The organism is Acidobacteriota bacterium, from assembly GCA_022562055.1.
Classification (GTDB): domain Bacteria; phylum Actinomycetota; class Acidimicrobiia; order Spongiisociales; family UBA5794; genus BMS3BBIN02.
Genome location: JADFQA010000003.1, coordinates 17,119 through 37,199, shown reverse-complemented (window position 1 = coordinate 37,199; position 20,081 = coordinate 17,119). Strand labels below are relative to the sequence as shown.

At 59.9% G+C, this 20,081-nt stretch carries 20 protein-coding genes and 1 pseudogene; 12 read left to right on the top strand and 9 right to left on the bottom strand.

What is annotated here, in order from left to right:
- Nucleotides 1-34 precede the first annotated feature (34 nt).
- On the bottom strand, nt 35-694 hold the full coding sequence (locus IIC71_01435) for a dienelactone hydrolase family protein (GenBank protein ID MCH7667856.1): 660 nt from the start codon (nt 692-694) through the stop codon (nt 35-37).
- Nucleotides 695-747: 53 nt separating this feature from the next.
- Between IIC71_01435 and pgl the strand changes: the two genes are divergently transcribed.
- Nucleotides 748-1,422, top strand: coding sequence for a 6-phosphogluconolactonase (gene pgl / locus IIC71_01430; protein MCH7667855.1), 675 nt, complete (start codon nt 748-750; stop codon nt 1,420-1,422).
- Here pgl and IIC71_01425 read toward each other — a convergent pair.
- The 5 genes from IIC71_01425 to IIC71_01405 form a co-directional block, all read right to left on the bottom strand.
- On the bottom strand, nt 1,400-1,837 hold the full coding sequence (locus IIC71_01425; protein MCH7667854.1) for a hypothetical protein: 438 nt from the start codon (nt 1,835-1,837) through the stop codon (nt 1,400-1,402). The genes pgl and IIC71_01425 overlap by 23 nt on opposite strands.
- 39 nt (nt 1,838-1,876) lie before the next feature.
- Entirely contained in the window at nt 1,877-2,737 is an 861-nt protein-coding gene (locus IIC71_01420) for an aldehyde dehydrogenase family protein (GenBank protein MCH7667853.1), read from the bottom strand.
- Nucleotides 2,734-4,203, bottom strand: a complete 1,470-nt coding sequence (locus tag IIC71_01415) for an aldehyde dehydrogenase family protein (protein MCH7667852.1) — start codon at nt 4,201-4,203, stop codon at nt 2,734-2,736. Before IIC71_01415 ends, IIC71_01420 begins: the two co-directional genes overlap by 4 nt.
- Before the next feature lie 3 nt (nt 4,204-4,206).
- The gene (gene deoC / locus IIC71_01410; GenBank protein MCH7667851.1) at nt 4,207-5,130 is read right to left on the bottom strand and encodes a deoxyribose-phosphate aldolase; all 924 of its coding nucleotides are present in this window, start codon (nt 5,128-5,130) and stop codon (nt 4,207-4,209) included.
- A 78-nt stretch (nt 5,131-5,208) separates the two neighbouring features.
- Nucleotides 5,209-5,928: a hypothetical protein gene (locus tag IIC71_01405; protein ID MCH7667850.1), complete on the bottom strand. Its 720-nt coding sequence runs from the start codon at nt 5,926-5,928 to the stop codon at nt 5,209-5,211.
- 101 nt (nt 5,929-6,029) lie between these two features.
- On the opposite strand from IIC71_01405, the gene IIC71_01400 reads away from it, so the two are divergent.
- Genes IIC71_01400 through murJ form a run of 5 tightly spaced genes read left to right on the top strand, consistent with a single transcriptional unit; the run spans nt 6,030 to nt 11,132 of the window.
- Nucleotides 6,030-6,938: an ABC transporter ATP-binding protein gene (locus IIC71_01400; protein MCH7667849.1), complete on the top strand. Its 909-nt coding sequence runs from the start codon at nt 6,030-6,032 to the stop codon at nt 6,936-6,938.
- Nucleotides 6,935-7,816 carry a hypothetical protein gene (locus IIC71_01395; GenBank protein MCH7667848.1) on the top strand — a complete coding sequence of 294 codons (882 nt, stop codon included), beginning with the start codon at nt 6,935-6,937 and terminating at the stop codon, nt 7,814-7,816. The genes IIC71_01400 and IIC71_01395 overlap by 4 nt, the downstream gene beginning before the upstream one ends.
- Nucleotides 7,813-8,763 (top strand): ABC transporter ATP-binding protein, encoded by a 951-nt coding sequence (locus IIC71_01390; protein MCH7667847.1) that lies wholly within the window; start codon nt 7,813-7,815, stop codon nt 8,761-8,763. Before IIC71_01395 ends, IIC71_01390 begins: the two co-directional genes overlap by 4 nt.
- Nucleotides 8,760-9,509 carry an ABC transporter permease gene (locus IIC71_01385; protein ID MCH7667846.1) on the top strand — a complete coding sequence of 250 codons (750 nt, stop codon included), beginning with the start codon at nt 8,760-8,762 and terminating at the stop codon, nt 9,507-9,509. Before IIC71_01390 ends, IIC71_01385 begins: the two co-directional genes overlap by 4 nt.
- Nucleotides 9,510-9,569: 60 nt before the next feature.
- Nucleotides 9,570-11,132: a murein biosynthesis integral membrane protein MurJ gene (gene murJ, locus IIC71_01380; protein ID MCH7667845.1), complete on the top strand. Its 1,563-nt coding sequence runs from the start codon at nt 9,570-9,572 to the stop codon at nt 11,130-11,132.
- A gap of 44 nt (nt 11,133-11,176) precedes the next feature.
- Here the strand turns inward: murJ and sodN are convergent, their stop codons facing one another.
- The gene (gene sodN, locus IIC71_01375) at nt 11,177-11,593 is read right to left on the bottom strand and encodes a superoxide dismutase, Ni (protein ID MCH7667844.1); all 417 of its coding nucleotides are present in this window, start codon (nt 11,591-11,593) and stop codon (nt 11,177-11,179) included.
- A gap of 111 nt (nt 11,594-11,704) precedes the next feature.
- Here sodN and lepB point away from each other — a divergent pair, with 111 nt between their 5' ends.
- The gene (gene lepB / locus IIC71_01370; protein MCH7667843.1) at nt 11,705-12,193 is read left to right on the top strand and encodes a signal peptidase I; all 489 of its coding nucleotides are present in this window, start codon (nt 11,705-11,707) and stop codon (nt 12,191-12,193) included.
- A gap of 59 nt (nt 12,194-12,252) precedes the next feature.
- On the opposite strand, the pseudogene IIC71_01365 reads toward lepB, so the two are convergent.
- Nucleotides 12,253-12,414: pseudogene (locus IIC71_01365) on the bottom strand (DNA alkylation repair protein).
- Between the two features lie 66 nt (nt 12,415-12,480).
- Between IIC71_01365 and IIC71_01360 the strand changes: the two are divergent.
- The 5 genes from IIC71_01360 to IIC71_01340 all read left to right on the top strand — a co-directional run bounded on the left by IIC71_01360 (nt 12,481) and on the right by IIC71_01340 (nt 19,065).
- Nucleotides 12,481-13,554 (top strand): DUF3048 domain-containing protein, encoded by a 1,074-nt coding sequence (locus tag IIC71_01360; GenBank protein MCH7667842.1) that lies wholly within the window; start codon nt 12,481-12,483, stop codon nt 13,552-13,554.
- A 19-nt stretch (nt 13,555-13,573) separates the two neighbouring features.
- Nucleotides 13,574-14,947, top strand: coding sequence for an amidase (locus IIC71_01355; protein MCH7667841.1), 1,374 nt, complete (start codon nt 13,574-13,576; stop codon nt 14,945-14,947).
- A gap of 223 nt (nt 14,948-15,170) precedes the next feature.
- The gene (locus IIC71_01350) at nt 15,171-16,958 is read left to right on the top strand and encodes a 2-oxoacid:acceptor oxidoreductase subunit alpha (protein ID MCH7667840.1); all 1,788 of its coding nucleotides are present in this window, start codon (nt 15,171-15,173) and stop codon (nt 16,956-16,958) included.
- The gene (locus tag IIC71_01345) at nt 16,955-17,974 is read left to right on the top strand and encodes a 2-oxoacid:ferredoxin oxidoreductase subunit beta (protein MCH7667839.1); all 1,020 of its coding nucleotides are present in this window, start codon (nt 16,955-16,957) and stop codon (nt 17,972-17,974) included. The genes IIC71_01350 and IIC71_01345 overlap by 4 nt, the downstream gene beginning before the upstream one ends.
- 98 nt (nt 17,975-18,072) lie before the next feature.
- Complete coding sequence (locus tag IIC71_01340; GenBank protein ID MCH7667838.1) at nt 18,073-19,065, top strand: glycosyltransferase family 2 protein; 993 nt, start codon at nt 18,073-18,075, stop codon at nt 19,063-19,065.
- Here the strand turns inward: IIC71_01340 and IIC71_01335 are convergent.
- Entirely contained in the window at nt 19,044-20,066 is a 1,023-nt protein-coding gene (locus IIC71_01335) for a glycosyltransferase (GenBank protein ID MCH7667837.1), read from the bottom strand. The two genes, IIC71_01340 and IIC71_01335, sit on opposite strands and share 22 nt — an antisense overlap.
- Nucleotides 20,067-20,081: the final 15 nt, after the last annotated feature.

Genomic DNA, 20,081 nt, shown 5'->3' with positions numbered 1-20,081 from the left:
GTCTGGAGGTCGTCGGGTTTACCCATTGATGCGCTCAGAGAACCGACGTATTGATCCATTTTGCAGTCGTGGCGGCAAGCCCGGCGAGGACTCCGGAATCTGTATCGGTTGACCGTTTTGAGACGTGGAAGCCGTGATCGGCGTCGTCAACAATGACCAATCGGGCGCTGCTGATCGCCGACAACGTGTCCAGGATCAGGTCCGGCGGTGACAACCGATCTCTGGTTCCGGCGAAGTACAGCTGTGGGCAATCAATGCGGGAGAGGTGTTCGGTTGAACGCGGGACGCCTTTCCCGATCGGTACCAGCGGATATGCAAAACACACAACACCGGCCGCCACCCAACCTTCATCTCCGACAAGATGGGTGCCCATCCGTGACCCCATCGACTTGCCGGCAACGACGACATCATCACAGTATGTGAGCAGACGATCCGCCGCAGCCCTGTGCACAGCTAACAGTTTCGGGGCCCGATCAGGAGCCTTCGACCCTCGTTCGATGTAGTGGTAGTTGAACGTCATCGTCGGGAACCCGTGCGAGGCCAACGCATCGCGTAAGGCAACCATGAACGGGTGGTCCTGACCGGCTCCGGCGCCGTGTGCGAGGACGATACCGGTGCCGAGCGGAGACTCGGGCATTGCGAGTCGGGCGGTCACTTTCCCAATCGGTGTGCGGATTACCAGTCGTCGAGCCATCTCAGAGACGCTAGCGACACCGACCCAATGCAATGCCGCCTATCGTGAACAACATGGCTGTTCACATCCTGTCGTCCCGTGCCGACGTCGCAATCGCGGCGGCAGATCTTATCACCGACTACATCGCATCCAACGAACATCCGGCGTTGGGGCTTGCCGGCGGGTCAACTCCAGCTGACCTGTACCGAGAGCTCACTACCAGAGACATCGCTTGGGAAAAGGTCGTGTGCTGGCTTGGGGACGAACGTTGGGTGAGTGTTGACGATCCCGATTCGAACTCCGCAATGGCAAGACGTCTCCTCACGGACGAGGTCGGGGTGACATTCATTGGCCCAGACACGTCGCTACCTACACCTCAGGAAGCCGCCGGAATCTACACCCGGCAACTTGCCAGTCCTGGGCTGGTCCTGTTGGGCATCGGAGACGACGGCCACACTGCTTCGCTGTTTCCCGGCACCGACGCGTTGCGAGAACAAGCCGATGTCTATCTCGCCAACTGGGTCGAACACAAGGAAACATGGCGCCTTACTGCGTCGTTTGCGATGTTGAGACGTGCGGAACACATTGTTTTCCTGGTCGCAGGCGGGGCGAAAGCCGAGAGGATCCACGAAATCCTCAACTTGAACATCTCCCACCCTGCTCAACGAGTCGCCGCACAGGCGAAGAAGGTCACGTGGATGCTCGACACCGAAGCCGCGTCACTGCTTAGCTCTCCACCGCCTGGATAGAGTTCACCAGCGCACCCTCACGAACGACCTTGAGCACTAGGTCGGCGGCCGGGTCATCGGTCACCAGATCGGCGGTCGCCTCGCTGATTGCGGTATTGAGTTCTGCAAGATCACATCCGAGCGCCTGCGCGCGCTCATCAAGCTGCTCACCGGTAGCACCGAGATCAACCACGATCTGTGGTGGGGTGGCGTCTCCGACCATGACGTCGACCGGCAGGGTCTCAACGACTTCTACCCACGTTTCGACAAGATCCACGCCGATAGTCACGAGCCCACCACAAGTGTCAACCTCTGCGGGCGGGGTGACCGCCCCCGTAGTACACGCCGCAAGCACCAGCGAAAATGCCGCGAGCTTGGAGGCTCCGGGTAAGGCTGACCGGATGAGGTCATTTCGCTTGCACGGTCCAGTGAACACGGCGTTACCTTAGGGTTGCACCATCGATACTCAGTGTCATCAGACGCCCTTGGGATGCCAAACCGTTTTTGTCTCGACGAACTTCGCAATCAGGTACGGACTCTGGGCGGATTCGTCGGCGAAGCCCGGCTGAGTTGCAACCGTGACGCGTTTTACGTTCTCGGCTGCGTCACGAACCAATGAGGTGGCCAGCTCGTCCGACGTGCCGACAATGTCGATGGCGTTGACATCCATGTGTTTTGCGAGGACCGGCCCAAGTTCTTCGGCGAAGCCGGTGATGATGTTGACAACGCCCGGAGGGACATCAGATGTGGCGAGCACCTCAGTAAGCGCGACCGCCGCCAACGGCCGTGGTCCAGCGACAACGACAACCACGGTGTTGCCGGACACAATGATCGGAGACAAACGTGAGATAAGGCCGAGGAGGGGGGACTCGTGAGCGAAGAGGAGGCCCACAACGCCGGTGGGTTCGGGGGCGGAGATATTGAAAAAGGGTCCCGCTACCGGGTTCATGTTGCCAAATACCTGGGTGAACTTGTCCGCCCAACCTGCGTACCAGACCAGCCGGTCGATAGAGGCGTCAAGCTCAGCATTTGCTGCCTCCGCCGTAAAACCGCCGGTGAGAAGCCGATCAATGAAGTTGTCGCGCCGATCTTCCATGATCTCAGCAATGCGGTACATGATTTGTCCCCGGTTGTACCCACTGCGCTCAGCCCAACCGGTCTGTGCTGCACGCGACCCCCGGACCGCGTCTCGCAAGTCCTTGCGCGAACCCTGACTCACACGAACGACGGTCGAACCGTCGGCGTGCTCAACTGCATATACGCGACCAGACTCCGAACGCACGAACGCTCCATTGATGTACAGCTTGGCGGTCTTGCGGACGTCGACCCTGGTCATGACCACGGCCCATCGAGGTACGGGAGGAGACCGTGACGGCCACCCTCACGGCCAAACCCGGATTCCTTGAATCCACCAAACGGCGACGCAGGATCGAACTTGTTAAATGTGTTAGCCCACACGACGCCAGCCTTGAGCCGGTCTGCCATCCACAAGATTCTCGACCCCTTCGTGGTCCACACACCGGCGGATAGCCCGTACGGCGTGTTGTTTGCCTTCTCGATCGCCTCATCTGGAGTGCGGAACGTCATCGTTGCAAGGACCGGCCCAAAGATCTCTTCTTGAGCAATGCGGTGGCTCTGCGAAACGTCCGTAAAGACCGTGGGTGCAAACCAGAACCCCTTGTCAGGGAGTGCACATTCGGACTGGAACATCTCTGCACCAGCCGCACGGCCCGATTCCACTAGGACCTCGATCCTCTCCAGTTGAGAGGCGGAGTTGATTGCGCCGACGTCGGTGTTCTTGTCGAGCGGATCACCGATCCGCAGCGTGTTAAGCCTCGCTTGAAGTTTGTCAAGGAATACGTCACGGATACTCTCTTGAACAAACAACCGCGACCCTGCACAGCAGACGTGACCCTGATTGAAGAAGATCCCGTTGATGACACCTTCGACTGCTTGATCGATGGGTGCGTCGTCAAAGATGATGTGGGCACCCTTGCCGCCGAGTTCCAACGAGAGCTTCTTGCCGGTCCCTGCCGTTGCGCGACGTATCGCCTTGCCGACGGCGGTTGACCCGGTGAAGGCGATCTTGTCGATATCAGGGTGTTCCACAATCGCAGCCCCCGTCCGACCGTCGCCCGTAACGATGTTCACAACACCGTCCGGCAATCCGGCCTCGGCACACAACTGGGCAAACAGCAGCGCAGTGAGCGGTGTTGTTTCGGCAGGTTTAAGTACGACCGTGTTCCCGGCCGCCAGGGCGGGTGCGATCTTCCACGACAACATCATCATCGGAAAGTTCCACGGAATGATCTGCCCGGCAACCCCCAATGGCTTGGGGTCGATGCCGGCAAATGCATACTCAAGTTTGTCGGCCCACCCTGCGTAGTAGAAGAAATAGGCGGCTACAAGTGGAATGTCGACGTCGCGTGACTCCTTGATCGGCTTGCCACCGTCAATGGTTTCCAGGACCGCAAACTCGCGAGTTCGCTCCTGGAGGAGGCGTGCGATTCGGTACAGGTACTTCGCTCGCTCGGCAGGTCGCATCTGGCCCCAAACGTTCTCGTACGCACCGCGGGCTGCTTTCACTGCGGCGTCGATGTCGGCTGGCCCGGCTGCCGACACGGTCGCGATGTGTTCCTCTGTCGCCGGGTTAATCGTGGCGAACGTCTCCCCATCCAAGGGATCAACAAAGTCGCCGCCTATAAATAGTCCGTATTTGTCGGCAATGGAGACCATCTCAGAGGACTGAATCGATGGGGCGTACTCCCACTCGACACCTTTTTCGATCGTGTGATCCGTCATCGCTCAGTCCTTCGTGAAGTAGTCGGGAGACTGATAGCGGCCCGTTTCGAGCCACCGTATTTGCATCAAAACATCGTTGAGCAGACTCGACGCGCCAAACCTGAACCACTCATTTGTCATCCACTGCGCGCCAAGTGTCTCGCTCAGGAGAACAAGGTACCTGATCGAGTCCTTTGCGGTGCGGATCCCGCCCGCCGGCTTCATACCGATCATCTCGCCGGTTGCCGCGTGATGATCTCTGATTGCCTCAAGCATGACGAGTGTCACCGGCAGGGTGGCGGCGGGCGAAATCTTACCCGTCGATGTTTTTATGAAGTGTGTACCGGCAGACATTGCGATTGCCGAGGCCCTGCGCACGTTGTCGAGAGTGCCGAGTTCCCCGGTTTCGAGGATGACCTTGAGGTGGGACTCCCCACACGCCTCTCGCACGGCCTGGATCTCTTCGAACACTTTGAGGTAGTCGCCGCTCAGAAAGGCACCGCGATCGATCACCATGTCGATCTCGTGGGCGCCCGCCGCGACCGCCTCGCGCACGTCGTTGACTTTTACATCGATACTTACCTGCCCGGACGGAAAATAGGTCGCAACGCTTGCAACACGCACACCGCTGTCTCCAAGAGCGGTGACCGCCGTATCTATGTGAGCCGGATAGACACAAATCGCGGCAACCGTCGGAAGATCGTTGCGTGCTGGATCGGGACGTATACCCTTAGAACATAGTTGCCGAATTTTTCCAGGAGTGTCCTTCCCCTCCAACGTGGTGAGGTCCATCATCGAGATGGCCAACCGGAGCGCCGACAGTTTGGACTCGCGTTTGATTGAGCGGCGGCCGAGAGCTGCAACACGTTCTTTTGCGCCGACATCGTCAACGCTCGGCACCGACTGCACGAGGTTGCGCAGCGACTGGTTAGAAACTGGTTGTGTCAACACTCGTCCCCCTCCTTGTTGCGGAGCTATGAATGCTTTCTTGACGCGCCACGAATGGTACGGATCCCGTGCGGCACGTCAAACCGTTTCGGGTGACGCAGTGTTGGGTTTGTGTCTTGCGGTTGATGCAAGCGTGTACCCCCACCACAACGTTGCGATCCCGGCGAGGAGCGACGCGGCAAGACCGCCCGCTTCGCCGAGCGCGGTCATTGACCCGGCAAGCGTCGGGAACAGTGTCCCCACTGCGATCAAGACGTTGCCCTTTGCAAGTCTGGGGTTTCTCCGCCGCCACCGTACCGCGGAAAACACGGCAAGACCGATGACAACAATGGCTGCAACGCCGCCGGCTACACCGGCAAAGATGCGTGGGGAAGGGAGGTTGGCGTTACCGGCAGTGAAGGTCTTCGCATACACGTCAGATCCGGCAGGGACCGCGGCGCCGAGTCCGGACGTGTCGACAGGGGCGAGCAAAACGGCAAACGCTCCGAGGATCACGACAACCGAAGCAACTGTCGCTGCGGCGCGACCTTTCGACTCGCCAAAGAGCAAATACACAGACCCGACCGCGAGCAGGGGAACATTGACGATGGCACCGAAGAGATAGAAGACTCGGTACACCGCCGGAGTCCATCCGAACAGAGTAGCCCACGCAAGCGACCCCGTCGCAAGGGCGTACGCCGCAAACGCCGCGGCCCACACTGCGGCATGGGGACGAGGTCTGGCGAGGTAATCACGGACCATTCGTGCTGCAAAACCGAACGACAACAAAGCTGCTGGAATTGTGAGAGCAGTATCCACCCTCGCAAGGCTACCCGCTGACAGCAGGGTCGCCTCTGTTCGCGGATCCCAGGGTGATACCTGATACCCGCCTCGTCGGCGACGCGGTAACGTACGCCCTCATGGATCACCCACTTATCGAGCTTTCCGGCCTGAGCCACAGCTATGGCAACGTCGTAGCTCTCGACAGCCTCGACATCAGCATCCCGATGGGATCCATCGGTCTGGTTGGCGCGAACGGCGCCGGCAAGAGCACGCTGATAAAGATCTTGCTCGGCATTCTGACCCCCACCGCCGGCTCGGTAAAAGTGCTCGGACACGACGTTTCCCGAGAACTCATCGCAATGCGCGCCCGAGTCGGTTACATGGCGGAAGGCACGACGCTTCCGTTGGATCAGACAGCCGCGGATTTCATGGTGTACGCCGCCGAGCTCGCCGGTATTCCCAGGAAGGCGGCCAAACAGCGCTCATCGGACGTGCTCACACTCGTTGGGCTCCACGAAGAACGGTTTCGCGCAATCGGAGATTTTTCGACCGGTATGAAACAGCGTGCAATGCTTGCCCAGGCCATCGTGCATGATCCCGACCTGGTATTCCTCGACGAACCGACCGCCGGCCTCGACCCGGAGGGCCGTGACGAAATGCTCGACCTCATCACGCGACTCAACGATTTCGATATCAACGTGTTGGTATCGAGTCATGTGCTTAGCGACATCGAGCGGACGTGCAAGTGGGTAGTCATGCTTGACGGTGGCGCCCTGCTGCGCAACGGACCCATCGAAGGCGTTGTCGCCCGCGACACGCTCGAGCTTGAGGTTCTCGGGGACGCAGACGCGGTAGCCGACCTGCTGCTGGCGCGCGGGGCAACCGTCGGCCGCGGCACGGCGAGTCTGCTGGTGAAAGCGCCGCCGTCCGTCGACGTCGACGTCCTAATCAGAGACGTGCTGGCCGACACTCACATGGGAATGCGGAGGTTGACTCCAAAACGGTCGACACTCGAGGACCTCTTTCTGGAGGCTGAGGGAACATGAGCACGGGGCAGATTTACGACCTTGGTTATGTCCCGCACACCGGGCCACGGCTCGGACGCAGCGGCGCAATGCGCGCCATCGTGAAAGACGGTATGAAACGCGCGTTGGGGATCGGACGCAAAGCGCGCGCAAAGTTCATGCCGATGGGTCTGATCATTGGTGCGATGACGCCGGCGATTGTCCTTGTGGGAATGTCATTTGTCTTCAACACAGAGTTGAACATCGATGCATCAGACCTGCTCGGTTCGCACGCATCATATTTCGACCTTATCGCCTCCCTCTCGCTGCTGTTCATTGCCCTCGCCGCACCCGCCGTCATGATTCCTGACCGTCGGGACAACGTTCTTGCGGTCTACTCGTCACGACCGGTTTCCGCTGCGGACTATCTCATCGCCCGCGCGGGGTCGCTCGCAATCCTGATGATGATGTTTCTCCTGCTCCCCCAACTCGTCCTGTACGTCGGTCTTTCGGCGCTTCAGCCGGCCGGGCTCTTCTCGACGTTGGTTTCCGACTCGGGCGAACTGCTGCGCATCGTCGCCGCATCGCTGGGGTTCACCGCCGCATTCGGGGTCCCGGCGTTTCTCGTGTCGGCGTATGCGAAAAGAACGGGGCTTGCGGCAGGCGCCATCATCATCGGGCTGCCACTGGTTGATTCTCTGGCGATCGGTCTCGGCCAGTCCGACCTGCCGGGCTCCTCGCTTGCACCGCTCTTTGCTGTCGTAACCGCAGGCGGGGTCGTTCGCGACTGGGTGTTCGGCCTCAACAACCTCACTTTCACCGATGCGGGCCTGCCTTTGTGGAGCGCAGCCGCAGCGTTGACCGTGTTTGCGTTCGTTGTTGGGTTCATCGTGCACCTCCGGTATCGGAGAGACATATGACACCAGCACCAAACCCGGCCCTCGTGTCTGACGCGACGATCGAGGTCCGCGGAGTCTCCAAATGGTTCGGTAACAAGGTGGCGGTCTCAGACGTCACATGTTCCTTCGGCCCCGGCATCACCGGTTTGTTGGGGCCCAACGGCGCGGGTAAAACAACCCTCCTACGCATGATGATGGGTCTCACCTCGCCGTCGCAAGGATCGGTGTCGGTCTTCGGCGAAAATCCACGGACGGCGCCCAACGTATTTAAGGACCTAGCGTTCGTACCCGAGGACGACTCCGTGTACCCGTTTCTTACGGGACGCCAATTCGTCAGATACGCCGCCGACCTCATCGGCACCGCCATCAGCAACGCGGAGGTCGTTGAAGCTCTCAACAGAGTCGAAATGCTCGACGCCGCCGACCGCCCGATCTCGGATTACTCCAAGGGCATGCGACAACGCACCAAAGTGGCTGCCGCGTTGGTACACAACCCGCGGGTGCTGGTGCTTGACGAGCCGTTAAACGGCACCGACCCCGTTCGACGCGCATCGCTCATTGCGATGTTCAAAGAACTCGCCGCTGCGGGTCACACGATCGTCATCTCGTCGCACGTTCTTCAGGAGGTAGAACGGCTTGCGACGAGAGTCATTGCAATGGTCGATGGAAAACTCGCTGCCGCCGGCGATATCGGTGCGATTCGGGCGGCGATGTCTGACATCCCGTACCAAATCAGGATCGACACCGACGCACCGCGTCCGATCGCGTCGGCGCTGCTGTCGTTAGCCGACGTTTCCGGCATCTCGGTTTCCCAGGAAAGCGTTCGTGTCGAGACCACAGATCTGAGCTCGGTAGGCAGAGCCCTCCCCCGGATCGCATCCGACATCGGCGCCCGTATCCACCGTTTCGAGCCGGTTGACGAGTCACTCGAAAGCGTATTCCGGTACCTCGTAAAGGGCCGACGATGATGACTGCACACGCAATCTTTCGGGTGACGGTCCGCCAGCTACTGACAAAAAAGCGTATTGCCGGCTTCCTCCTCATAGCGTTGTTGCCCTCTCTGTTGCAGACACTGATACCCGAAAGTTCGTTTGAAGGACCCGAGCAAGCCCTACTTGAGCTAGCAATCAGAACGCTCCTCAGCCTGATCATCCCGATCACCGCAATTGTCTTGGCAAGTGCCGCGCTCGGTGACGAGCGCTCGGACAAGACTCTGTCCTTCCTAACGTTGCGACCCGTTTCGAGGTACACGATCGCAGCGGCGAAGATTGCCGCGACTGCGGTAGTCGCCTCGTCGTTTGCTGCGGCGGGTGCGTTCGCCCTCAGCGTTGCGTACGTCGTTGACGGCGGATCCGGCAACCCGATCATCGGACTCGTCGCGGCCGGCATGTTGTCAGCGACCCTGTATTCCGCAATCGTGACGCCACTTGGTTACGTCACGAAGCGCGCAACGATCGCGGCCCTTTCCTATCTCGTCCTCATCGACAATCTGATTATCGGGGCGATTCCGTCACTGGCTTCCTCGTCGCCATGGCGTGTCGGGCTTGCCGGAGGTAGTGACCTGTTGAGTGACTCCTTCACGGGCACCACTGCCCTCGACGCGATCGGATCGCTTGAGCCGAGCATTGGCGTCGCACTTGTCCAGGTCGTAGGCACGATTGCGGTGATGACCGCTGTCCTGGGCCTTTTGCTGAGCCGACTCGACAACGCATAAACGACAGCCACCCCGGTGAGTGATGCCACATCCTCTCCTTGAGACGCTAACTTTCTGCCCGTGAACAAGCTGTTCAAACCCACCAACCGTCTCGGGACCGCCGCGCTTGTCGTTTCTGGTGGGATCATCATTTCTCGCCTGCTCGGCCAGGTCCGCGAGATAGTGTTCGCGCAGCTGCTTGGCGCCACCGCGGCTACCGACCAATACGTTGCCGCGTTCCGCATCCCCGACTTCATGAACTACCTGCTCGCCGGTGGATTCCTCTCAATCACGTTCATCCCGATATTCAGCCGTTATCTCGCCAACGATGACGAACAGGGAGGATGGGACGCCCTGAGCGCAATAGTGCGCCCGATCGCAATCGCGATCATGGGACTGACGGTTTTCGGATGGTTTGCAACCCCGACCATCGTGGAGTCACTGTACCCAGGATTTACGCCGGAACAGATCGACAACACGATCCGGTTGACTCGTATCGTCCTGCCCGCCCAGGTCTTCTTCGTCACAGGCGCGTTGTTTTCCGCGGTGCAATACGCAAAGGGCGTATTCACGATTCCGTCTCTGGCCCCGATCGTCTACAACGTCAGCATTATCTCGGGCGGCGTCCTGTACGCGGCTGTGACGGGGGAAGCCGACCCCGAGGGCTTCATTTGGGGCGCGTTGGTCGGGGCCGCGGTCGGAAACTTTGGTCTCCAGTGGTGGGGCGCCAGGCGCGTCGGGATGCAGCTCAACTGGACACTCCCGTGGCGCCATCCGGTGCTGCGTGAGTATGCGGTGATTGCTGTTCCGCTCATGGTCGGGCAGTCAATCGTTGTACTCGACGAGACCTTTATGAGCACCTTTGGCGACCTCGTCGGTGACGGTGCCCAAACCCACCTGCAATACGCCCGGCGGACGATGCTCGTGCCGGTTGGTGCGATCGCCCAAGCAGCGAGCGTCGCGGCATATCCGATGCTGGCGAGGCTTTTTGCAGAAGGGAAGCGCCGCGCGCTCGCAGCGACGGTTGACAAGGCAGTGTCGTGGGTTGTTGTGTTATCGATTCTGTCTGCGGGACTCATGGTATCGCTGGCGGAGCCGATCATCCGCACCCAGTTCGAGCGCGGCAATTTCACCGCATCCGACAGCGTTGCGGCCGGGACTGCGTTGTTTTTCTATGCGTTTTCGATACCGATGTGGGGCGTACTCCAGATCATCACGCGGTCGTTCTACGCAAGACGACAGATGTGGATCCCGGTAGCTGTCGGGACAGTCTCAACGATTATCGCAATCCCGATCTACGTCATGTTTCGAGCTGAGTTTGGGCTAGCCGGTGTTGCAGTAGCGTCCGTGATGTCGATCGGTATCTACACAGCAGCATTGGTGTATCTGTGGTACTCCGATGATGCGCACGTTGGCCGCATCGGCAAAGTCATCGACCGCGCGGGCCGCGCCATCCCACCGACCGTGGTCGGAGGCCTCGCCGCCTGGCTCGTGGCACGGATGATTTCCGCGTCGCTAGGTGGCTGGTCGGGATCCGCGACTGCGGTCATCGTCGGCTCGGCGGTTTACATCGGCGTCGGTCTTGGAACGTTGCTCGGTATCGGTGAAGTTACGGCAAGGTCAAAACGTTCGGCACACGCGTAGAAGGAGCCGCCGGTGCGGCCCCTCCCATCGATTCATTGGCGTTGTTACGAAGGCGGGTACACGCCCGTCGCCTTTGACTCCTCGGTCGCCCAGAACACAACAGCGATCTCCTCGATCAATGTTATGAGTTCGCGGCCCACCTCAGGGTCCACAGACTTTTTTGCATCCGACGCCTTCTTGAGAGCACGCCAGAAGAGGTCGTGGAGACCTGGATTCTGCTCAACGTGGTGCGGCTTGAAGAAGTCTGTCCACAAGACAGACAGATGGTGTTTCACCAGTTCGGCACGTTCCTCCTTGATGGACACGCAGCGCGCTCGGAAAACCTCATCGTCCGACGCCTGATACTTCTCGGCGCACTTGAGTACCGACTTAGCCTCGATCATCGCCTGTGCGGGGTCGTAGACACCGCAGAAAAGGTCGCAGTGTGCATGTGCTGTCCGGGTGGGCCGGAACAATCCCATGATATACCTCCAGAGGGGATCGATTGGATAACAAAACCATACACCGGCAATGGAGATGTCTCGACGGGGACAGTTTCTTCTAGAATGTCCGACTGAGGTATCGGGATGGTGATGAGAACTCGAAGGAACGTTGCCGGTTTTATCGCGGTTGCTGCACTTGGGTTTGGCCTGCTCAAAGGTCGGATGCGAAGGTATGTGGTTGCCGACGAGTCGATGCTCCCGACCTTGTTCCCCGAGGACTACCTGCTCACGACACGTCTGACGCGTCGACCAGGGCGAGGTGACGTCATCGTCGTCCGGCATCCAACGAACTCGACCATGGAGATCGTCAAGCGCGTGGTTGGGCTGCCTGGGGAAACCCTCGAAGTCAGCGCGGGCCAGGTACATGTGGATGGCGGTGTCGTCGCCGAACCATGGGCTGACGGACCAACCCATCCCGACGGGACGTGGCATCTCGGACCGGACGACATCTTTGTGTTGAGCGATGCGAGATCCCGCACACTGGACGACTCGCGAACCTTCGGCCCGATCGATGCCTCCGCAACGCTGTGGAAAGTCGTTGCGGTGTATTGGCCGCTTCGACACCGGCGCCGGTTCTGACACCGGCGACGCACGCTGATTGTTGCGGCTTCACAATGTCCAAATGATTCGCTGCCGGGCGGAAACTCCGCCTTCACGCGAGACATGATCTTTGTTCTGCCCGGTTTCTGTACTCCGTAGAACGCCATGTCGGTCTTCATGTATGCAGCCATGGCGGCAGCCTTTTCAGTATCGGCCACGGCGCGAAGCTCACTTTGCACAAAGGCGACGACGTCGGTCATGCAGCGCAGTGTATCCGCGCGCCCTGGGTGTGACGTAACGCTTTAACAGGGGTACACTCGCTCGCCGTGAACCGCATACGTCTCCCAGTAACCTTGACGGCCTTCGCTCTGCTCGCAGCCGCTTGCAGCGGTACGGCCACGACAACAACCTTGCCAACGTTGACATCCATTCAGCCGCAGTCAACGACAACGCTTGCGCCGACAACGACAGCGACGACAAGCACCACTCTCGCTCCCGTCGGGTCACCATCGCCGCTCAACGGACTCGGCATCGAAGACGAGACGCTCGCAACTCGGCGCGTCATCGCAGTCAAGATCGACAACCACCCGAAAGCACGCCCACAGTCGAGTCTTAACCAGGCGGACGCTGTGTACGAACTGCCCGTTGAAGGGGGTCTCACCAGATTCATTGCGTTGTTCCACAGTTCGGACACGGACTACATCGGCCCGATTCGCTCAGGTCGGCCGACCGATCCGACCCTCGTGAGTCCGCTCGGCGGGCCGATGCAAATCTCCGGTGCCCAGAGCTGGGTGCAGAGCAAGTTCGTAAGTGCTGGCGTGAAACTGCTCGGGGAGGGTGTCGCGACCTTCCGCATCCCATCCCGGTCTGCACCGCACAATCTCTACGGAGACACGCAGACAATGCGCGCCGAAGCCGACCGACGCCAATTGCCGGACAAAGCGCCGACGCCGATGTTCACATTCTCGGACAGTCCGACCGAGACAGCAGACACCGCTGACGAAATCATCCTCGACTGGTCAGACTTTCCCGAGGTTCGTTGGGAGTGGGATGGCGAGAGGTACCTCAGGTTTAACGGGACGGTCGAAGCGAATGAGATTTCGAAGGAAGCCGACGAGACTCAAATCGGTGCAGACATCCTCATCGTCCTGTTCGCAAGGCGGTACACCGCATCACCGAGCAAGGGCCAGTCCGGATCCTCCGTGCCCGCCCTGGATACCGTCGGAACAAACCGCGCCGTCGTCTTTTTCGACGGCGGGGCCATCGAAGGCACCTGGGTGCGAGACTCGATCGAAAAGCCGTTCCACCTCGTTGACAGCCTCGGAAACGGTATCGAGATACCGCCAGGGATACCGTGGATATCGGTTTTCCCCGACAACCGGACACTGTCCTACTCCTGACATGACAGCCTGAGCCGAGATGAACTCCTTCGCACCGACCGTCACTGAAAGCTCCAGCATCGTCGGGTCGGGAGAGCGGTCCGTCCAGGAACTCGTTGAGCCGGCACTCGATCGTGCCGAGGCGAGTCAGCCCACACTGAACGCATTCACGAGCATCGACCGCTACCGCTCAGTGCACATCGCCGAACGGCAAACGATTTCGGGGTCCCTTGCCGGAGTGACGTTTGCAGTCAAAGACCTCATCGACGAGGCGGGCCTGCCGAACACCAGAGGCAGCGCCTTCACCCCGCCGGTACCAACGGCCGACGCACCCTGCGTATCCCGGATGGTGACGGCCGGAGCCACCCCCATCGGGCGCACCAATCTGCACGAGTTTGCGTTTGGCTTTGACTCTGAGAACGATCACTTCGGGCCTGTGCGGAACCCCTGGGACACGTCGCTTTCCACTGGCGGCTCATCCGGCGGCAGCGCTGCCGCGGTCGCCGCCGGAGTGTGCTCCGTAGCTCTGGGAACCGACACGGGGGGATCAGTGCGCGTACCGGCAGCGCTGTGCGGTGTCTACGGGTTGAAGGTCACACACGGGCGCATACCGATCAGCGGCGTTTATCCGCTCGCATCGTCGCTCGATACCGTCGGGCCGTTTGCACGAACCGTTGCGGACATCGAAGCCGTGTACACGGTCATTGCGGGGCACGACAGCTCAGACCACTGGTCTGCACAACGCACCGTTGAGGGACCCACAACGCCTCCGCCGATCGACCGCATCACTCTGGGAATCCCGCGCCCGTGGGTAGACGACGATCACGTTACCGATGACGTCGTTGACGCGTGGCACGCCGCCTGTGCGGCTCTCCAACGCGCTGGCGTGACCCTGGTAGATCTCGACGCTCCGTCGATTGGAACGTCAGACCTTGCAACGGTGTCGGTGTACTGGGAAGTCGCAGTATTACACCGCACCCAGCTTGAAACGGAACCGGAGACCTACGGATCGACAGTACGATCACGAATGCTCGAAACACTGACGGTGGACGGCTCCGAGTACCTCAACTCCCTAGCCTGGCGGCGTGATTTGCGGAACAGCTTTGCCAAGGCGCTGAGTGGAGTCGACGCACTCCTGACACCCACAAGCGGTCTGATGAGAAAGGAGATCGGAGTCGACGAAATCGCCTTGAGCAGCGGCGAAACAGTGCGCTATGTGACTCCCATTTCGCGTTTCACCGCGTTGGTTAACCATGTGAGCCTCCCCGCGTTTACACTGCCGACGAAAGTTGTCGTATCCTCCCCTCCGGGAGCAATCCAGCTCATCGGATCACACTGGAACGAACGGCGGTTGTTAGCAATCGCACAGCGTTTCGAGGACGCAGGCATCTGCGGCTATCGCAGGCCAACATGAACCACGAAATTCGGAATAGACGGAACCGAGACGGGGCTTGCACCTTCGCAAAAGCCCTGTCTTTTTCGCGTCCACTTGCCGACATACACGATGAACTGCTGCGGAGACCCAGCGGCATATCAAGGAGCAGAGTACGGTGACACACGACACGCTACTGGCCGACCCGGCCGTCGAGCATCGGGACCGGATCGTTATCCGGTTTGCAGGCGACTCCGGCGATGGAATGCAACTCGCAGGAACGCGTTTTACCGACGCATCTGCGTTGTTTGGAAACGACCTCGCGACATTTCCCAGCTTTCCCGCCGAAATCAGGGCGCCGGCCGGAACCGTTGCAGGCGTTTCATCCTTCCAGATTCACATTGCGGATTTCGACATTCTCACCCCGGGCGACGGCCCTGACGTCCTCGTAACGATGAACCCTGCAGCGCTGATGGCGAACATCGACGACGTAACCGAGGGTGGCCTCATCATCCTCAACTCGGACGCGTTCATTCAACGGAACTTCGCAAAATGCGGGTACGACGTAGATCCTCGAACGGACGGCAGCCTCGAACAGTATCGAGTCCTCTCGGTACCGATGGAAGAACTGACCAAGCTCGCAGTCGCCGACAGCGGTGTGAGTGGGAGGGCGGCTCTGCGATCAAAGAATTTCTTTGCGCTTGGCCTCATCTCGTGGATGTTCAGCCGCACCCTCGAGCCGATCACCGATTGGATCGATGGGAAATTCGGCGCCGACGAACCAGTCGGCCGAGCGAACACCATGGCCCTCAAGGCGGGGTACAACTACGGCAACACGACCGACGCAGTCCACTACAAGTACGAGGTGCTTCCGGCAAAAATGCCGGCCGGTACGTACACCAACATCACAGGAAACAAGGCGCTGGCGTGGGGCCTGATTGCGGCAGCTCATCTCGCCAAGCTACCGCTCTTCTACGGCTCATACCCCATTACACCCGCATCGGGAATCTTGGAGGAACTGGCCCGGCACAAGAACTTCGGTGTAAAAACGTTCCAGGCGGAAGACGAAATCGCCGCCGTTGGTATCGCCGTAGGCGCATCATTCGCCGGACACCTTGCCGCGACGGGCACAAGCGGCCCCGGTGTGGCGCTCAAGAATGAGACCATTTCGCTTGCATTGATGATGGAACTGCCGCTCGTAGTCGTCAATGTCCAGCGTGCCGGACCCTCAACCGGTCTGCCGACAAAGACCGAGCAAGCCGACCTGATGATGGCAATCCACGGCCGGCATGGCGAGGCACCACTGCCGGTTGTGGCAGCGAGAAGCCCAGGTGACGCATTCTCTACGGCGATCGAAGCATGTCGCATTGCCCTGAAATACATGACGCCGGTGATGCTTCTGTCCGACGGTTTCGTCGCGAACTCGTCCGAGCCGTGGCTCCTCCCTGACATCGCCGACCTGCCGGAGATGCCGGTTACCTTCGCGACTGAGCCAAACGGTGAGAACGGCGAGTTCCTGCCTTATCTTCGCGACGAGCACTTGTCCCGACCGTGGGCCATCCCGGGGACGCCGGGTCTCGAACATCGTCTTGGTGGTCTCGAAAAGCAAGCCGTTACCGGCAACGTGAACTACACGCCGTCGAACCACGAGTTCATGACGAAACTTCGCGAAGAGAAAATCGCCCGTATCGCCAACGACATCGAGCCATTGAACGTTGAGGGTCCCCAAAGCGGTGACGTCTTGGTGCTTGGATGGGGCGGAACGTACGGATCGATCCGAGCAGGCATGCACAGGGCGCATCAGGCGGGATACACCAGCGTGGCGGCGGCCCACCTGCGGCATCTGTTCCCTTTCCCCGCAAATCTGGGAAGCGTGTTGCGTTCATACAAACACGTCATCGTTCCTGAACTCAACCGGGGCCAACTCAACCGGCTGCTCCAGGCCGAGTACTTGGTGCCTATCGAGTCGTATTCCAAGATCCAGGGTTTGCCGTTCAAAGCAGCTGAGATCTGCAAACGCATCATCGATACAATCGAAGGGGGCAAATCATGAGCGACACTGCCACCAGATACAAACGCGCTGACTTCCAAAGCGACCAGGAAGTGAAGTGGTGCCCCGGCTGCGGGGACTACACCATCCTTGCCTCCGTCCAGAACTTCCTCGCGGGACTCGACAACATCGACAAGGACAAACACGTGTTTGTTGCGGGGATTGGGTGTTCGTCACGGTTTCCGTACTACATGAACACCTACGGCATGCACACGATCCACGGCCGCGCCCCCGCGTTTGCCTCGGGGATTGCAACGGCGAACCCCGATCTTCATGTGTGGGTGATCACTGGAGACGGTGACGCGCTGTCCATCGGCGGCAACCATTTAATCCACACACTACGCCGCAACGTGAACCTCAAGATCTTGTTGTTCAACAACCAGATCTACGGCCTCACGAAGGGCCAGTATTCGCCGACCTCAGAAGTCGGAAAACGCACCAAGACCAGTCCCATGGGGTCGATTGACCACCCGTTCAACCCTGTCAGTCTCGCTCTTGGCGCGGAAGCGTCGTTTGTGGCACGGGGTATCGACATGGACCGGAACATGACCGCCGACCTCCTCAAGGCAGCCCACGATCACCAGGGCGCTGCATTCATTGAGATCTATCAAAACTGCAACGTCTTCAATGACAAGGCTTTCATCAAGCTGACCGCCAAGGATGACAAGGTCGCCAACCGCATATATCTCAAACATGGCAAACCGATCGTGTTCGGAGAGAATGACGAAAACGGAGTGGTCATCACCGACGACGGCGCCAAGATCGTCAAGGTTGCCGAGGTTGGTTTGGATGCAATCCACGTCCACGACGAAACACGATCAGACCCGGCCATTGCATTTGCGATCAGCCGTCTCAGCCACGGCCCGACCGGACCAACGCCGGTCGGGATCTTCAGGAATGTGACGCGGCCGCAGTACGACAAGGAAGTCGCATCCCAACTCGCCGCCGCCCGCGAGCAAAAGGGCCCTGGCGAGCTGTCTGCCCTCCTGGCAAGTGGTGGGACCTGGACGGTCAGCTAGCCGCCATGACAAGTCGCGCCGCCCGCCTCTCCTGTTCTGGCGTCCAATCGTGCCGTATCCGGCACGATTGGACGCCAGAACAGCAAGGTGTGGCTTAGGTGAACACCGAAGCAGCCCACAAACCCACCGTGAGCGTGATCATCCCGGTCCGCAACGGCGGCAAGTACCTCGGTGCCGCGCTCGATGCCATCACGTCTCAGGACTATGACAACATCATCGAAATCGTAATCGCGGACGGGAACTCCACCGACGACACCCGATCGGTCATAGCGACACGGGCGGCACAGGATCATCGCATCCAGGTAGTCGAAAACCCCAGTGGTACAACACCCGCGGGCCTAAACAGGGCAATAGAGGCGACCACGGGCGATGTCATCGTGCGCTGCGACGCCCAGGCCGAACTTCCTCCCGGATACGTGAGCACGGCGGTGGCGACGCTGCACCGGACGGGTGCCGCCAACGTTGGCGGCATCCAACGCGCCGAGGGCGTGGCGACCGTGCAACGCGCGATTGCGTATGCAATGACGTCACAGGTTGGGATTGGTGACGCGGCGTTTCGTTACGGTGGGCCGGAGGGAGAGGTCGACACTGTGTATCTCGGGGTTTTCGACCGTCAAAAGCTCGACGACGTCGGCCGATTTAATGAGACATTGATCCGGAATCAAGATTACGAACTCAACGCACGGTTGCGAAAGGCCGGACACACGGTGTGGTTCGACCCGTCACTCTCTGTCCTCTACCGACCCCGGACGTCGCTGCGGGCGCTGGCAGTCCAGTATTGGCAGTACGGCGCATGGAAGCGGCACGTCGTCATCAGCGGCATGGCGCCGCTACGTCTTCGCCAGCTCGCTCCTCCCCTTTTGATATTGGCGTTCCTCGTCACAGGGGCACTCTTTTTGGCAGGAAGCCGTGTCCCATTCTTTGCTGTGAGTGCGGTGTACGAAATCGTGCTGTACGGCACCACGGCGCTGTGGCTGTTCAAGACCCGAGACAAAGCGGCGATTGGATTCGCCGCGGCCGCCGCCACAATGCACTTCGCGTGGGGTGCGGGGTTTCTCGTTGGCCGACGTCAGCGGCCCACTGACGTATAGAAGTCAACTACGTCCTCGGCAGGCCACCGATAGCTAGAACGCACCCGTTCAACATCGGCTGCGACCGCTGACCGGAGGCTCTCGTCGCCCGCAACCCGCACGATCGCGGCCCGAAGTTCAACCACGTCACCTGGGGGAACGAGTTCGACACCCGTCAGGTCGACAGCGACGTTTCGACTCCCAGGCAGGTCTGACGCCACGATCGGCAGTCCCACGGCGGCGTACTCGAGAAGCTTCGTCGGCAGGGAGTTGTGGTAATTGGGGAGATCAAGCAACGGACTCACGCCGAGGTGATGATGCCCGATCGACGCCAAAGCATCTGCGTGCGGCTCAAATCCGTGCAACACAAGGTCAACACCGATCAGGTCTGCCTTTTCTTGCAGTCGGTTGGCGAAGTCGTCGCGGCATCGTCCGATCAGATGCAAGGTCAGCATCGTGCCCGCCATGGCTTCGACCAAGACCATTGCGCCGCGGGCTTCGGTCACGTCACCCAGATACACAACACCCGACTGGGGGGTAGTCGATTTGGGTTCGAGCGAGATCGCAGGAAGGTAGTTGGCGAACACTCGGTGGGGTTTTGCCAGCGCGGCGTGGTATCCATCCTCGGCAAGCGTGAACGGCATCACACGTTCCGCCAATGCAAGGGTTAACCCAACAACGAGCGCAACGGCCGGTCGTGCGAAGCGCGGGATTGATCGCTTGTCGCGGATCTGAGCAACAACATTCTCATGCATGTCAAACACAATCGTGCGGCGGAATAGTCGAGCCAGAATTGCGCCAGGCAGCAACTCGGGGTCGTGGATGACCGCAACGTCAAATCGCCCCCGGATGAGCCGCCACATTGCGGTCAGAGATCGTCGAACTCTTCCACCGGCTAACACATCCACTTCGAAACCCATGGGCTGCGATGGCAATCCCTGGCTGACATACGTGACGTCGAACCCTTTGCGCAGGGTTTCGATCAACTTCCAGCGGATTCTGGGGTCGTCGGGTGGATGCACCGACGACACCACAAG